This is a genomic window from Sandaracinobacteroides saxicola (assembly GCF_014117445.1).
Taxonomy (GTDB): Bacteria; Pseudomonadota; Alphaproteobacteria; order Sphingomonadales; family Sphingomonadaceae; genus Sandaracinobacteroides_A; species Sandaracinobacteroides_A saxicola.
Window position 1 is genome coordinate 1,971,602 of the sequence record NZ_CP059851.1, and the last position, 14,171, is coordinate 1,985,772.

The window sequence follows — 14,171 nt, forward strand, 5'->3', positions numbered from 1 at the left end:
CACCTGATTCCGTCAACCACCCGCCGCGTCAAGACAGGCGTTCAACAGCGGACGCGCCGCCCGCGCCCGCATCAGCGCCAGATGCCGCACCGCCAGCGCCTCCGGCGTCGCCTCGGCCACATCGAACGCCCGCGCGGTCGCAGCAGAAGCCGCGAACCACGGCTCGAAAAACGTCTCCGCCCGCAGCATCTGCCAGCCGCGCTGCAAATGGCCGCCAAAGCGATCCGGCACCAGATCGGGCAGGCCCTGTGCCCGCCACTCCGCCACCGCTCCCTTCGGATCGGCGGCCGCCACCGGCCCAACCCCCAGCCGCGCCGCCACCGCCGCCGCCAGCCGCACCGACCAGCCGCGCCCCTCGACGGACCGCACCGCCACGCCCAGCGCCGCCACCGCCGCCGCCACAACCTCCGCCCAATCCGCCAGGCTCTCCGGCGCGCCATCCCAATCGCCGGACAGCCCATGCCCCGGCAGGTCGACCGCCAGCGCCTCCACCCCGAACGCACTCGCCGCCCCGCCCGGCGCATGCAGGTGCAGCACCTCCCCGTTGCCGCGCCAATGGATCAACCCGTCGAACCCGGCGGCCGCGACCGGAACGAACCCCTCGTCCGCCACCTCCACCGCGGTCGCCGCACACGCCGCCGGATGCGCCCGCAGATGCGCCAGCGCCAGCGCCTCCAGTTCGTCCGGCGTCGCCACCCCTTCTGCCCGCCAATTGGGCGGCAGCGTCCCCAGCCGCGCCAGATGCGCCGCCAGCGGATCGCCCTGATACGCGCTCAGCAGCACCGGCGGAGTCGCCACCCCCGGCCCCGGCACATCGCGGTTCGCCCGCAGCACCGCGGCATAGCCCAGCCGGAAACTGTCGCCCGCCGCCAGCACCTCCATCACGATCGGATGCACCTTCCCCGGATCATCATTCGCCATCGGCAAGCGCGCCGCATCATCCGCCCGATACCAGGGGAAGAACCAGCTCTGTTCCAGGATCCGCCCCCACAGCCAGGCCAGATGCTCGCCATAGGGCAGCGGCAGAAACGCCGGCGTGTAATTCGCACCGAAATCCGCCTTCTCCGCCTCGCTCCACACCGCATAGCCACCGCACGCCAGCGCGCTGAAGCGATGCGCCGCCCGCTTCACCGCCGTCACCAGGATGATCGCTCCCGAATGAAAGCCGTACGCCCCCACCTGCGGCAGCCCCATCGCATCCAGGAAGCCCAGCGCCGCGTCGGCATAATCCTCCACCTGCGGATCGGCCTTGTGCAGCGGCGCGCTGTCCCCGAACCCCGGCGAATCCGGCGCATAGCAGGTGAAATGCGCCGCCCAGCGCGCCATCACCCCCTCATATTCCCCGCCCGACCGCGGCGACTGGTGCACCAGCAGCAGCGGTGGCCCGGACCCGCATTTCCGGTAATGCACCCGCCGCAGCGCGCCACTGGTCGCGTCCACGACATCGACAAAATGCCGGGAGATCATGCCGCCATCTCGATCAACTCCATCCGCTCGTCCGAAGGCCCGATCACGCACGCCACCCGCCGGCCCTCATACAGCGCCCCCTCCCGCCGCACCGGCGGCTCGATGAACGGCGCCCGCACCGCGTCCAGGTCGCGCACCATGAAGCTCACCATGGCATTGCCCGGCGGCAGCTCGCCTGGCGCGGCTTTCCGGAACACCGCCGCATCCGGATACTGGTCCACCTCGCTCGCCGGCAGCCGCCCCACCTTCGTCATCGTCATCGCCGTCTGGAAGTCCGCCGGCAGCCCGAAACTCCGGTTGATCATGCTGTAGGGGATCACCCAGGTCTCCCCCTCCTCGAACCCCAGCGCCTCCACATGAAAGGCCACCGTCCGCGCCCGGTCTTCCGCCGCCAGCACCGCGATGAACATATGGTCCACCTCGGCCGCCGCAAATGGCAGGTCCAGCCCACCGGAGTCCGCCTTCAGCACCCGGTTCAGGTACAGCACCTCCTCCGCCCGCCCCTTTACCTGGAACGGGATGAAGCTGTCGAACCCCGGCACCAGCTTCGGCGCCCCGATCACCTCGAACGCCGCCCGGTCGATGCGTTCATGCAGCGCAAAGGCATCCCTGACCGTCAGCTCATACGCCGCCCAGCCATAGCTCCCGAGCGCCCGATAGCCCTCCACACCCGACCCGCCCACCAGCCGCAGGAACCCCGGCGCGCCCCCTTCGCCCCGCAGCAGCGCGTATGGCTGCGCCACCTGCGCCGGCGCCCCCCAGCTCCGCGCCAGGTCCGTGCTCACCACCCCCTGCTCCACCACGCCCAGCGACAGTTCGCGGGTATAGTCCGCCAGGCTCGCGGCAAAATCCGGGCAGCTCACCGTCCCGCACTTGATCCGGCCGTGCGTGTCAAAGGCTGCGTCGGGGGAATCGCTCATGTCGCGCAATTTGTCCGGACATTTGCCCCTCGACAAGCCGCAAATGACGCGGCACTCCATCAGGCGATGAGTGCCGCCGCGCTGAAAGCCCGTCTCGCCGACCCGCGCTTCCTCCTGGCGCCCGGCGTCGCCGACCCTCTCACCGCCCTCATCGCCGCCGAAGCCGGCCACCAGGCGCTCTTCCTCAGCGGCGCCGGCCTGTCCTTCGCGCAATTCGCCCGCCCCGACCTCGGCTTCCACGGCCTCGCGGATCTGGCGGAATCCACCCGCCGCATCACCTCCCGTTGTGCCCTCCCCCTCATCGTCGATGCCGACACCGGCTTCGGCAACGCCCTTAACGTCGCCGACACCGTCGCCCGCCTCGAAGCCACCGGCGCCGCGGCGATCGTGCTGGAGGATCAAACCGCCCCCAAACGCTGCGGTCACCTCGCCGGCAAATCCGTCATCCCGTTGCCCGAAGCCGCCGGCAAGATCGCCGCTGCCGTCGCCGCCCGCCGCGCCACCCTCATCATCGCCCGCACCGACGCGCTCGCCGTCGAGGGCCTCGAGCCCGCCCTCACCCGCGCCCGCGCCTACGCCGCCGCCGGCGCCGACCTGATTTTTGTGGAGGCCCCGCTCCACCGTGCCACCCTCTCCACCATCGCCACCCTCCCCGCCCCCCTCGTCGTCAACATGGTGGAGGCCGGGCCCCCCACCCTCTCCGCCGCCGATGTCGCCGCGCTCGGCTTCCGCATCGCCCTCTTTCCCGTCATGGCCCTGCGCGCCCAGGTCGCCGCCGCCCGCGCGGCCCTCGCCCACCTCCACGCCGCCGGCACCCCCGCCGCCGCTCCCGTCCCGCTCGCCCCCTTCGCCGACCTCAACAGCCTCACCGGCCTCGACAGCCTCCTCGCCGATGCCGACCGCTTCAAAGGAACGTCCTGATGCTCGGAACCCGCATGATCGACGACGGCCAGACCGCCAGGGCGCTGTTCGACGCCGTCATGGCCAATCCCGCCCGCGCCAAGTTCGGCTTCGGCCGCAAGCTCGCGATTCTGAACGTCGATTTCCAGCGCGCCTACACCGACATCGCCACCTTCAGGACCGCCTACGAAAGCGATCCCCGCCAGATCGAGCATGTCAACCACCTCAGCCGCCTCGCCCGCCACTGCGGCATGCCCGTCATCTGGACCCGCGTCGGCTTCCGGCCGGACGGCGCCGACGCCGGCGTCTGGGGCACCCGCACCAACACGCCGGACTCCTTGCAGAACATCGCCATCGGCAGCGAGCGCCACCAGTTCGACCCCCGCTGCGACGTGCAGCCCCAGGACGCCGACTATACCAAGCGCATGCCCAGCGCCTTCTTCGAAACCCCCTTGCAAAGCTGGCTCACCTGGCACGGCGTGGACACCATCGTCGTCACCGGCGGCAGCACGTCCGGCTGCGTCCGCGCCACCGCGGTGGACAGCCTCTCCCACGGCTACCGCACCATCGTGCCGCTCGAAACCTGCGCCGACAAACACGCCAGCTACCACTACGCCAACCTCACCGACCTCCAGCTCAAATACGCCGACGTCGAACCGGTCCAGACCGTGCTGGACTGGCTGGAAGCGCAGCCAAAGACCTGACACCCCAAGCCCCTCCCCCACCTGTGGGGGAGGCGACTCGCGCCAGCGAGCGGGAGGGGGCGGCCGGCGCCAGCAACCCGCCCTCCGACCACCCCCGTCACCCCGGGCTCGACCCGGAGCCCATTCCGCACACTGCCGCCGTCCGCAAACCACCCACGCCCACATCCCCCTTGAAATCGCCACGTCCCGCGTCACATTAACCACTACGGAGGCGACAACCGGTGACCCTGAAATGGAACTGCCTGGAATCGGTCGCCGCTATCGCTGTCGGCGCCGCCGCCTGCTTCCTCACCGGCCGTCCTGACACCGGCATCATCGTCGGCAGCGCGGTGGGCGGTGCCAAGCTGGCCGGCCTGCTCGGCGAAGCCCGTCAAAGCCACGGCATCGAAAGCGAAGCGGAACTCACCCGCATCCGCAATGACATTCTCGCCGAATGGGAAGCATGTTATCCCGATGGCGCCGATCGGTTCGATCTCGATTCCGCCGACAACGCCCTGGCCCGCCTGTTGCCACGCGCGATGCCCGATACCGACACGCTAGGGCGCCTCGTCGCCACCTTCGATTATCCCGGCCAGGTCGCAGATCTGGTGATCGCGTCCCTCGCGCGGCGCGATAGTCGCTTCGAGCCCGATGGCATCGAACGCCGCTTCGCCCGCACCGTCATCATCGCCGCGCTCGATTCTGCCCTCGTCAACCCGGCCTATACCCAACAGCTTATCGTCCCGATGCTGCGCGGCTTGGGCGAAGCAGTGGCCCGCGTCGAGGCAGGGGTGGGGCGGGTTGAATCCGGCCAACACAATATCATCGCCAAACTCGATGGTCTCGAAGCAGCCATCGCCCGCATCCAGGCCGCATCGCCCTCCCCCGCCATCGCCGAAACCGCCGTGCAGACCCTCACCACTCTCGCCCAGTCCCCTGATCCCGCCCTGCGCGCCGTTGCCGACGCGGATTCCGCCGGCGATCCGGACGCCGCCTACGCGCAGCTCATGGCCCTCGGCGAAGCTGACGTGACCACCGCCGCCGACCGCTTCCGCAACGCCGCCGCCCTCGCCGCTCCCTTCAATGTCACCCGCGCCATCGCCGCCTACGCCCGCGCCACCGATCTCGACCCCCATGACTTCTGGACCTGGATCAACCTTGTCCGCCTCCATGTTGCCGAAGGAAGCCTTCCCGCCGCCCGCGCCACGCTCGACCGCGCCGCACAAATTGTTGGCGATGAGCGCGAGCAATCGATCGTCGCCAATGAACGCGGCGACATCGCCGTCGCCGAGGGCGACCTCCCCGCCGCCCGCGCCGCCTACGCCGCCAGCCTCGCCATCGCCGAACGCCTCGCTGCCCGCGACCCCGGCAACAGCGCGCGGCAGCGCGACCTCTCCATCAGTCACAACAAGCTCGGCGACATCGCTGTCGCCGAAGGCGACCTCCCCGCTGCCCGCGCCGCCTACGCCGCCAGCCTCGCCATCGCCGAACGCCTCGCCGCCCGCGACCCCGGCAACAGCGAATGGCAGCGCGACCTCTCCGTCAGCCACGATCGCCTTGGCAACATCGCCCGCGCCGAGGGCAACCTCCCCGCCGCCCGCGCCGCCTACGTCGCCAGCCTCGCCATCCGCGACCGCCTCGCCGCCCGCGACCCCGGCAACAGCGAGTGGCAGCGCGACCTCTCCGTCAGCCACAACAAGCTCGGCGACATCGCCCGCGCCGAGGGCGACCTCCCCGCCGCCCGCGCCGCCTACGCCGCCGACCTCGCCATCGCCGAACGCCTCGCTGCCCGCGACCCCGGCAACAGCGAGTGGCAGCGCGACCTCTCCGTCAGCCACGAACGCCTTGGCGACATCGCCCGCGCCGAGGGCGACCTCCCCGCCGCCCGCGCCGCCTACGCCGCCGGCCTCGCCATCCGCGAAAGCCTCGCCGCCCGCGACCCCGGCAACAGCAAATGGCAGCGCGACCTCTCCGTCAGCCACGAACGCCTCGGCGACATCGCCGTCGCCGAGGGCGATCTCCCCGCCGCCTTCGCCTGCTATCGCCGCAGCCTGCCCATCGCCCAGGCACTTGCCGAAAAATGGCCCACCAACCCCGGCTTTGCCAAAGACCTTGCCTTCACTCGCCAGCGCCTCGCTACCCTGGAGGCCGAGTTGCGCGGCCGAACTACCGACTGACTCGCCATCATGCCGCCACCGGTGCCAGCAATCCTCCCCGCCACGAATTATCTTGCCAAAACTGAAGAAGCATGATAACCATATTGGCATTATATAGCTTTCGTTTAGTAGAGGTGACGCTCACACGGCCCTGGAAAAAACCCCCGAAATCCCTAACCCCTTGATTCAGGCTGTCACTTTTTTCGCAAAACCTTCCAGATTTCCTATCCGCAATAAACCAACAGCCTCACCCACCCGTCACCCCGGGCTCAACCCGGGGCCCATTCGACACTCAGCCCACGCCATCATCCCACCCTCCCACACACACCCCGTCCTGCTGAACTTGGTTCAGCATCCATGGCGCCACCAACACCCAACGTGGTGCAGAAAACCGACCATTTCCGCCAACCCCTTGATTCAGAACGCCACTTTTTTCGACGAACCTTCCAAAATCCTACAACCCCTGCGCGGCCAAGCCGCGCGAACTCGGGCAGCGGTCGAGGCGGAGAGCGCGAAAGAAGGAAAGAAAAAAAGAACAAAAAAAGCGGGCAAAGCCCGCTTGTCGGACGTGTCGGTCGGCCACCGGCCGCCCGCACGCCGGCCAGGCACCGGCGGGAGTCGAGCCGTTTCAGAAAATTGCTGCGCAATTTTCCTCCAACGGCTACGCCCCGCCGGGCCATGTACACCATCCGCGAACTCTTCCTCACCCTCCAGGGCGAAGGCGCGCAAACCGGCATGCGCGCCGTCTTCCTCCGCTTTGCCGGCTGCAACCTCTGGTCCGGCCGAGAGGCCGACCGCGCCACCGCCACCTGCACCTTCTGCGACACCGACTTCGTCGGCACCGGCGGCCCCGGCGGCGGCAAATTCGCCGACGCCGCCACCCTCGCCGCCGCCGTCGCCGCCACCTGGGGGCCCAGCCCCGCCCACCGCCTCGTCGTCTGCACCGGCGGCGAGCCGCTGCTGCAACTCGATGCCCCCCTCATCGATGCCCTCCACGCCCACGGCTTCCGCATCGCCGTCGAAACCAACGGCACCATCGCCGCGCCGGCGGGCATCGACTGGCTCTGCGTCAGCCCCAAGGCCGGCAGCACCACCGTCCAGCGCGCCGGCCACGAACTGAAACTCGTCTTCCCGCAACCCGCCCTCCCGCCGGAGGCGGTCGAAACCTGGCGCTTCGACCATTATTTCCTGCAACCCATGGACAGCCCCCACCAGGCCGCTAACATCCAGGCGGCCATCGCCTACATCCTCGACCACCCGCAATGGCGCCTCAGCCTCCAGACCCACAAGGTCACGGGCATCGCATGACCGGCGCCACCGCATGAGCCTCATCCGCCGCTCCGTCACGCTTCAGGGCCACCGCACCTCGCTCGCCCTCGAACCCGAATATTGGGCCGAGCTCGATGCCGCCGCCAGGGACCGCAACCTCAGCCGCAACGCCCTCGTCGCCGAAATCGACGAAGCCCGCACCACCCTCCTCGCCAGCGCCATCCGCGTCTGGCTCCTCAATCGCCTGAAAGCGCAGCAGTCATGATCGCCGCCACCGCCATCGCCGCCCTCGCACTCGCCGCCACAACACCGGCCACCATCACCGATTGCGACCGCCTCGCCGCCCACCCCAGCGACCCCGACCGCGTCGCCCCCGGCGTCGCCCAGCCGCAGGTCGATCTCGCCCGCGCCATCCCCGCCTGCCAGGCCGCCGTCGCCGCCGACCCCGCCAATCCCCGTCTCAACTATCAGCTCGCCCGTACGCTCGGCTACGCCGGCCGCGGCGCCGAAGCCGGTCCCTATCGAGACGCGGCGGTCAAGGCCGACTATCCCCAGGCGCTGTTCGTCGTCGGCTTCATCACCCTGTTCGGCCTCAATGCCGTGCCCGCCGACCCCTGCCGCGCCGCCGACCTCATCCGCCGCTCCGCGCTCAAGGGCCGCCTCGCCGGCCAGCTCGGCTTCCCCGCCTACGCGCTGGCCGGCCGGTTCAAGGGCTGCCCCACCCCCATCGTCAAAAGCGAAATGCAGGCCTTCGTCGAAGCCGCGGCAAAGACCGTCGGCACAGACTATTTCCAGGGCCTGCTGGTCGAAAGCCTGCGCCGCGAACTCGCCGCCCTGCCCGATTAAAAGCCGTCCGGATTGTCCCGCAGAAACGCCACCTCCGCCGCCGTCGAAACCCGCCCCAACGCCGCATTGCGCGCCGGGAACCGCCCGAACCGCGCAATGGCCTCCCGATGCCGCCGGGCGAAATCCACCACATCGCCCAGCCCCAGCCGCGCCGCCTCCGCCACCATCCGGTCCTGATCCGCCAGCACCTCGCTGTGCATCAGCGGCAGCAACAGGAACTGCTGTTCGGTTGCATCCAATCGTTCCAAGTCGCCCCGCGCCAGCGCCGCCTTCGTCAACCCCAGCGCCACCCCGTCCTGCGCGAACGCCCGCCCGTCATCCCGGAACAGGTTGCGGGAAAACTGGTCCAGCACGATCACCGCCGCCAGCAATCCCCGCGCCGTCGCCACCCAATCCTCCGGCACTGCTTCGGACAACCGCGCATGCAGCCCGCCGAACCGCGCGGCGATCGCTGCGTCCAGCGCCGCATCCCGGGCAAAGCGCTTCTCCGCCGGCGTCTCCGCCAGCCAGAAGTCCAGCACGCCCTGCGCCTCCGCCGTTATGCTCACCGGCTCAACCGATCGATCACCGCCGCCAGCTCGGCCGGCGCCGTCACCGGCAGGTCGTGCCCGCTGTCGATCGTCACCACCGGCCAGCCCGCCGCCCGCGCCTGCGCCAGCCCCCGCCTCGGCCCGTCCAGGCTGTTGCCCGCCGCCTCGACATAGGTCTTGGGCACCGCGGCATGGCGATCCGGCAGCGCCGGCAGCTCATCCGCCAGGCAGCGCCACGGCAGCGGCGTCAGCCGCCGCTTCACCCAGGGATACCCCGGATGATCCGCCGGCACGTCGAACTCGGTCGGATCGAGCGGCGGCAGCGCCAGCCCGCCGGAAACCAGCCGCGCCCGCGCGGCTTCCACCGCTTCCGCCGGCGCGCCGCTCAGCAGCGATTGCCCCGGCACCGCCGGCACGGCATCCACCAACACCAGCCGCGCGATCGCCGGATGCGCCGTCGCCAGCGCGCCGGGCATCCCGCCATAGCTGTGCACCGCCAGCGTCGCCTCGCGGACTTCCTCCGCCTCCGCCACCGCCATGATGTCCGCCGCATGCTGTACCACGCCGGTCTCCGCGCTCAACAGATGCACCCGTTCCCCCATGCCGGTCAGCGTCGGCACCAGCACCCGATGCCCCCGCCCCCGCAGGTCCGCCGCCACATCGCGCCAGCACCAGCCGCCATGCCACGCCCCGTGCACCAGGATGATGTCAGCCATGCCTTGCCCCCTGCGCCACGCTTTGAAGAAAATGCTGCGATGCCGGCACCTGCACCCAGGGATGCGCGCTTTCCTCCCACACCGACCGCAACGGCGGCGGCGCGTCCGGATCGGCGAAGGCACCCACCGGAATGCCGATCATGCCCGGCCGCAGGCTGGCGCGGAACCATATGGTGGCCCCGCACCGCGGGCAGAACCACTGGTCGAACACGCCGCCACTTGCCGTCGGCCGCGCGAAATGCCGTGCCTCTCCCACCGTTACCACGTCCGCCTCGGCAAAATAGGCCCCCACCCCGAACGGCGAGCCGCTCCGCTTCTGGCATGCCCGGCAATGGCAGGCGACCACCGCCGGGCTGTGCGCCGGCACCGTCGCCCGCAGCGCGCCGCAACTGCACTCAGCCGTCGGCATCCGCCGTCTCCCACCAATCGAATGTCCGCCGCTGGATGTCGCGCACATAGGCCGCCGCCGCCGGTCCCACGAACGGCCCCGTCCATTCCGCCTGCGCCGGATGCTTGGACAACCACCACCCCTGCCCCGGCAACCGGTCCGATCCCCGTACCACCAGCACCGCCAGCTCCGGCCGGTCCTTGCCGCGCTGCACCTGGTCCACGCTGTCCAGCGCCGCGCACAGCGCCCCCACCTGGAACCGCTGGAACGGCAGGCCGAACGCCGCGAAGACCTCGCCATAGGTCACGCTCTCGCGCACCTTCGCTGCCGCGATCAGATAGGCCTCGAGTTCATCCACCGGAAACGAGCTCACACCCGCCGTCTAGCGCGCTCATTCCGCCCGCGCTATGCCCCTCTGATGCATCTCGGTCAGTTTCCGCACACCCGCCTCCGCCGCACCCGCGCCTCCGCCTGGAGCCGCGCCATGGTCGCCGAAACCCGCGCCCACCCCTCCGACCTGATCTGGCCGCTGTTCGTCACCGACGGCAGCAATGTCGAACAACCGATCGCCACCATGCCCGGCGTCTGCCGCCACAGTATCGACCGCCTGCCTGATCTGGCCCGCCGCGCCGCCGACCTCGGCATCCCCTGCCTCGCCCTCTTCCCCAACACGCCCGCCGACCGCCGCACCCCCGGCGGCGAGGAAGCGCTCAACCCCGACAATCTGATCTGCCGCGGCATGCGCGCCATCAAGGACAGCGGTGTTGCCATCGGCCTCCTCGCCGACGTCGCGCTCGACCCCTACACCAGCCACGGTCACGATGGTCTGCTGCACGAAGACGGCCGCATCCTGAACGACGCGACCGTCGCCATCCTCGCCGGACAGGCGCTCAACCAGGCCCGCGCCGGCGCCGACATCATCGCGCCCAGCGACATGATGGACGGCCGCATCGCCGCCATCCGCGCCGCGCTGGAGGCGGACGGCCATCACGACGTGCAGATCATGGCCTACGCCGCCAAATATGCCAGCGGCTTCTACGGCCCCTTCCGCGACGCCGTCGGCGCCGCCGGCTACCTGAAGGGCGACAAGAAAACCTACCAGATGGACCCCGCCAATGCCGAGGAAGCCCTGCGCGAAGTCGCCATGGACATCGCCGAGGGTGCCGACAGCGTCATGGTCAAACCCGGCCTGCCCTATCTGGACATCGTCGCCCGCGTGAAAGCCGAATTCCGCGTGCCCGTCTTCGCCTATCAGGTCAGCGGCGAATATGCGATGGTGGAGGCCGCCGTCGCCGCCGGCATGATGGAGCGCGACCGCGTCATCCTGGAAACGCTCACCGCCTTCAAGCGCGCTGGCGCCGCCGGCGTCCTCACCTACCACGCACCGCGGCTTGCGGAATTGCTGGCATGACCGATTTCGAAGCGCTGCTGCTGCCGGACAGTGGCGGCGAGGCCGGCACGCTCCAGCTGCTCGACCGCGAGACGCTGGAACGGCTGCGCCCGGGCCTTTCCGCCACCGCCCGCGCCGCGCTGGAGGCCGCGGGCTTCACCGGCGAACCCGACAGCATCGCCTGGATGGGCGAGCGGGACTGGGCGGTCGGCGTGCGCGACCCCGCCCGACCCGGCCGCTGGTGCCTCGCCGCCGCCGCCGGCAAACTGCCGCCCGGCCGCTACCGCCTCCAAAGCGTTCTCGGCTTCGCCGGCCTGGGCAATGCCGCGCACGGCTGGCTGATGGCGCAGCACCGCTTCACCCGCTACCGCAAGGCCGAACCCGAGGGTGCGCGCGTCCTGCTGACCGAGGCGATCGCCGCCATCGCCCCCGCCGTCGCCATGGCGCAGGCCAGCGCCCTTGTCCGCGACCTCACCGATACTCCCGCCAACGACATGGGCCCCGCCGAGGTCGAGGCCGCCGCCCGCAGCGTCGCCACCCGCCACGGCGCCGCCATGGAGGCGGTGAAGGGCGAGGCGCTGCTCGACGCCAACTTTCCCGCCATCCACGCCGTCGGTCGCGCCTCGCCCCGCGCCCCGCGCCTGGTCCGGCTCGACTGGGGCGACCCGCGCCACCCGCAGCTCACGCTCGTCGGCAAGGGCATCTGCTTCGATAGCGGAGGCCTCAACATCAAGCCGGGCAGCGGCATGGCGCTCATGAAAAAGGACATGGGTGGCGCCGCCCACGCCCTCGCCCTCGCCGGCCTGGTCATGGGCGCCTCGCTCCCCGTCCGTCTCACCCTGCTGCTCGCCGTCGCCGACAACGCCATCAGCGGCGACGCCATGCGCCCCGGCGACATCCTCGCCACCCGCAAGGGCCTCAGCGTCGAGATCGGCAACACCGACGCCGAAGGCCGCCTGGTGCTCGCCGATGCGCTGGCACTCGCCGCCGAAGATCGCCCCGCGCTGCTGATGGATTTCGCCACCCTCACCGGCGCCGCCCGCGTCGCGCTCGGCCCCGAGCTGCCGGCGCTGTTCAGCAACAACGCCGCCCTCGCCGCCGACCTCATCGCCGCCGGCAGCACCGCGGAGGACCCGCTCTGGCAGCTGCCGCTCTGGCAGAATTACCGCAGTCTGTTCAAATCCGCCATTGCCGACCTCAACAACAATTCGGACAGCGGCTTTGCCGGCGCCATCGTCGCCGCGCTGTTCCTGGAACGCTTCGTCGCAGCCGACCTCCCCTGGGCGCACATCGACCTCTACGCCTGGAACGGCACCGTAAAACCCGGCCGGCCCAAGGGCGGCGCCGAGATGACGCTCGCCGCCTGCTTCACCCTTTTGAAACAGCGCTTCCAATGAGCAGCCTGACCAGCCGCATTGCCGGACCGCGCGTCGCCGACCGCCTCGGCCCGCTCGACCCGCGCGAGGCCGCCTGGCGCCCCGACCTCGCCGACATCGCGCTCGCCGACCGCATCGCGGTGCCCAACTATGTCAAACCCGTGCCGCACCGCCTCTCCGCCGTCCGCGCGCCGCTGCACATCGCGCCAGACGCCGCGGCCACCGCCGCCAGCGAACTGCTGCACGGCGAGGCCTTCGCCGTCCTCGAAATCCAGAATGGCTGGGCCTGGGGCTATGGCCTGCACGACCATTATGTCGGCTATCTCCGCGCCGACACGCTCGGCCCCGACCGCCCGGTCAGCCACCGCATCGGCCCCGGCGACGCGCTGCTGTTCGCCGACCCGCGGGTGAAGGCCGCCGTCGTCGGCACGCTGCCCATGGGCGCCGAAATCGAGGCCTTCGAGCATGACGAGCGCTTCATGCGCCTCCTCGACGGCCGCTTCATCCACCGCCGCCACCTGCTGCCGCTCACCGGACACCCCCGCGCCGACTGGATCGGCCTCGCGCAGTCCTTCCTCGGCGCGCCCTATCAATGGGGAGGGCGCAGCCGCGCCGGCGTCGATTGCTCCGGGCTGCTCCAGGTCGCCGCCGGCCTCACCGGGCGCCCCCTGCGCCGCGACAGCGACATGCAGTTTGCCGACGCCGCCACGCCGCTGGAGCAGCCCGAACGCGGCGCCATCGCCTATTGGCCCGGCCACATCGGCGTGATGCTCGACGCCACCACCCTGCTGCACGCCAACGCCCACTGGATGACGGTCGTCGCCGAGCCGCTGGCGGATGTCATCGCCCGCGCCGCCGCCGGCGAGGGCCCCGCCGAACCCCGGTTCAAGCATTTGTAACATCCCGCTTTTGCCGCTTGCTCCCGTGCCGGCTTTGACATATGGCAGCGCCACGATGGCCGCTCAGGGGTGAGGGGTCATCGGCACGGTCCGGGCGACCATGTGGCAATGGCGGTCGGGCCTGCCGAGGGCAGGGAGCGGCATTGTGTCAGAGGCCAAATCGCGGATCGATACGTCCGACATCTTCGATGACAAGGGCCTGATGGCCGAACTGGCGCGGCTGGAATTGCCCCCCAACTATCGTCCCCACGCCGACGAGGAGTTCATGTCCGAACGGCAGCTCGCCTATTTCAAGGCCAAGCTGCTGAAATGGAAAGCCGACATCCTGGAAGAGTCGAAGGCGACGCTGGCCGTCCTGCAATCCGAACCGCTGCGGGAGCCGGATTCGACCGACCGCGCCTCCAGCGAGACCGACTGGGGCATCGAACTGCGCACCCGCGACCGCCAGCGCAAGCTGATCGGCAAGATCGATTCCGCCCTGCGCCGGATCGACAGCGGCGACTATGGCTATTGCGAGATCAGCGGCGAACCCATCTCGCTCGGTCGGCTCGAAGCCCGCCCGATCGCCACCATGACGCTGGAAGCACAGGAAAAACACGAGCGCGAGGAACGCGTCTCCCGCGACGATTAA

16 protein-coding genes are annotated in these 14,171 nt (G+C 70.3%); 10 read left to right on the forward strand and 6 right to left on the reverse strand.

Annotation, left to right across the window (positions count from 1 at the left end; genetic code table 11):
• Positions 1-12 precede the first annotated feature (12 nt).
• Together H3309_RS09915 and H3309_RS09920 are read right to left on the reverse strand one after the other, a co-directional pair.
• Positions 13-1,467: an alpha/beta fold hydrolase gene (locus H3309_RS09915; protein WP_182294570.1), complete on the reverse strand. Its 1,455-nt coding sequence runs from the start codon at positions 1,465-1,467 to the stop codon at positions 13-15.
• Positions 1,464-2,387 (reverse strand): VOC family protein, encoded by a 924-nt coding sequence (locus H3309_RS09920; protein ID WP_182294571.1) that lies wholly within the window; start codon positions 2,385-2,387, stop codon positions 1,464-1,466. The genes H3309_RS09915 and H3309_RS09920 overlap by 4 nt, the downstream gene beginning before the upstream one ends.
• Positions 2,388-2,453: 66 nt before the next feature.
• Between H3309_RS09920 and H3309_RS09925 the strand changes: the two genes are divergently transcribed.
• From H3309_RS09925 to H3309_RS09950, 6 genes are all read left to right on the forward strand, one after another.
• Positions 2,454-3,308 carry an isocitrate lyase/PEP mutase family protein gene (locus tag H3309_RS09925; protein WP_182294572.1) on the forward strand — a complete coding sequence of 285 codons (855 nt, stop codon included), beginning with the start codon at positions 2,454-2,456 and terminating at the stop codon, positions 3,306-3,308.
• Entirely contained in the window at positions 3,308-3,991 is a 684-nt protein-coding gene (locus H3309_RS09930) for an isochorismatase family protein (RefSeq protein WP_207791490.1), read from the forward strand. Before H3309_RS09925 ends, H3309_RS09930 begins: the two co-directional genes overlap by 1 nt.
• A gap of 221 nt (positions 3,992-4,212) precedes the next feature.
• The gene (locus H3309_RS09935; protein WP_182294573.1) at positions 4,213-6,147 is read left to right on the forward strand and encodes a tetratricopeptide repeat protein; all 1,935 of its coding nucleotides are present in this window, start codon (positions 4,213-4,215) and stop codon (positions 6,145-6,147) included.
• A gap of 657 nt (positions 6,148-6,804) precedes the next feature.
• Complete coding sequence (gene queE / locus H3309_RS09940) at positions 6,805-7,434, forward strand: 7-carboxy-7-deazaguanine synthase (RefSeq protein ID WP_182294574.1); 630 nt, start codon at positions 6,805-6,807, stop codon at positions 7,432-7,434.
• A 13-nt stretch (positions 7,435-7,447) separates the two neighbouring features.
• Positions 7,448-7,660: a ribbon-helix-helix domain-containing protein gene (locus tag H3309_RS09945; protein ID WP_182294575.1), complete on the forward strand. Its 213-nt coding sequence runs from the start codon at positions 7,448-7,450 to the stop codon at positions 7,658-7,660.
• Entirely contained in the window at positions 7,657-8,241 is a 585-nt protein-coding gene (locus H3309_RS09950; RefSeq protein ID WP_182294576.1) for a hypothetical protein, read from the forward strand. Before H3309_RS09945 ends, H3309_RS09950 begins: the two co-directional genes overlap by 4 nt.
• On the opposite strand, the gene H3309_RS09955 is transcribed toward H3309_RS09950, so the two are convergent.
• From H3309_RS09955 to H3309_RS09970, 4 genes are read right to left on the reverse strand one after another with little or no spacing between them, the layout of a single operon-like run.
• Positions 8,238-8,789 carry a DUF924 family protein gene (locus H3309_RS09955; protein WP_207791491.1) on the reverse strand — a complete coding sequence of 184 codons (552 nt, stop codon included), beginning with the start codon at positions 8,787-8,789 and terminating at the stop codon, positions 8,238-8,240. The genes H3309_RS09950 and H3309_RS09955 overlap by 4 nt on opposite strands.
• Positions 8,786-9,487: an alpha/beta hydrolase gene (locus tag H3309_RS09960; protein ID WP_182294577.1), complete on the reverse strand. Its 702-nt coding sequence runs from the start codon at positions 9,485-9,487 to the stop codon at positions 8,786-8,788. The genes H3309_RS09955 and H3309_RS09960 overlap by 4 nt, the downstream gene beginning before the upstream one ends.
• The gene (locus H3309_RS09965) at positions 9,480-9,896 is read right to left on the reverse strand and encodes a GFA family protein (protein WP_182294578.1); all 417 of its coding nucleotides are present in this window, start codon (positions 9,894-9,896) and stop codon (positions 9,480-9,482) included. Before H3309_RS09965 ends, H3309_RS09960 begins: the two co-directional genes overlap by 8 nt.
• Positions 9,883-10,233 (reverse strand): ribose-phosphate pyrophosphokinase, encoded by a 351-nt coding sequence (locus H3309_RS09970; protein WP_182294579.1) that lies wholly within the window; start codon positions 10,231-10,233, stop codon positions 9,883-9,885. Before H3309_RS09970 ends, H3309_RS09965 begins: the two co-directional genes overlap by 14 nt.
• Before the next feature lie 60 nt (positions 10,234-10,293).
• Between H3309_RS09970 and hemB the strand changes: the two genes are divergently transcribed.
• The 4 genes from hemB (at position 10,294) to dksA (ending at position 14,171) form a co-directional block, all read left to right on the forward strand.
• The gene (gene hemB / locus H3309_RS09975; protein ID WP_182294580.1) at positions 10,294-11,286 is read left to right on the forward strand and encodes a porphobilinogen synthase; all 993 of its coding nucleotides are present in this window, start codon (positions 10,294-10,296) and stop codon (positions 11,284-11,286) included.
• Entirely contained in the window at positions 11,283-12,662 is a 1,380-nt protein-coding gene (locus H3309_RS09980; RefSeq protein ID WP_182294581.1) for a leucyl aminopeptidase family protein, read from the forward strand. The genes hemB and H3309_RS09980 overlap by 4 nt, the downstream gene beginning before the upstream one ends.
• Positions 12,659-13,540: a C40 family peptidase gene (locus H3309_RS09985; RefSeq protein WP_182294582.1), complete on the forward strand. Its 882-nt coding sequence runs from the start codon at positions 12,659-12,661 to the stop codon at positions 13,538-13,540. The genes H3309_RS09980 and H3309_RS09985 overlap by 4 nt, the downstream gene beginning before the upstream one ends.
• A gap of 202 nt (positions 13,541-13,742) precedes the next feature.
• On the forward strand, positions 13,743-14,171 hold the full coding sequence (gene dksA / locus H3309_RS09990; protein WP_182298652.1) for an RNA polymerase-binding protein DksA: 429 nt from the start codon (positions 13,743-13,745) through the stop codon (positions 14,169-14,171).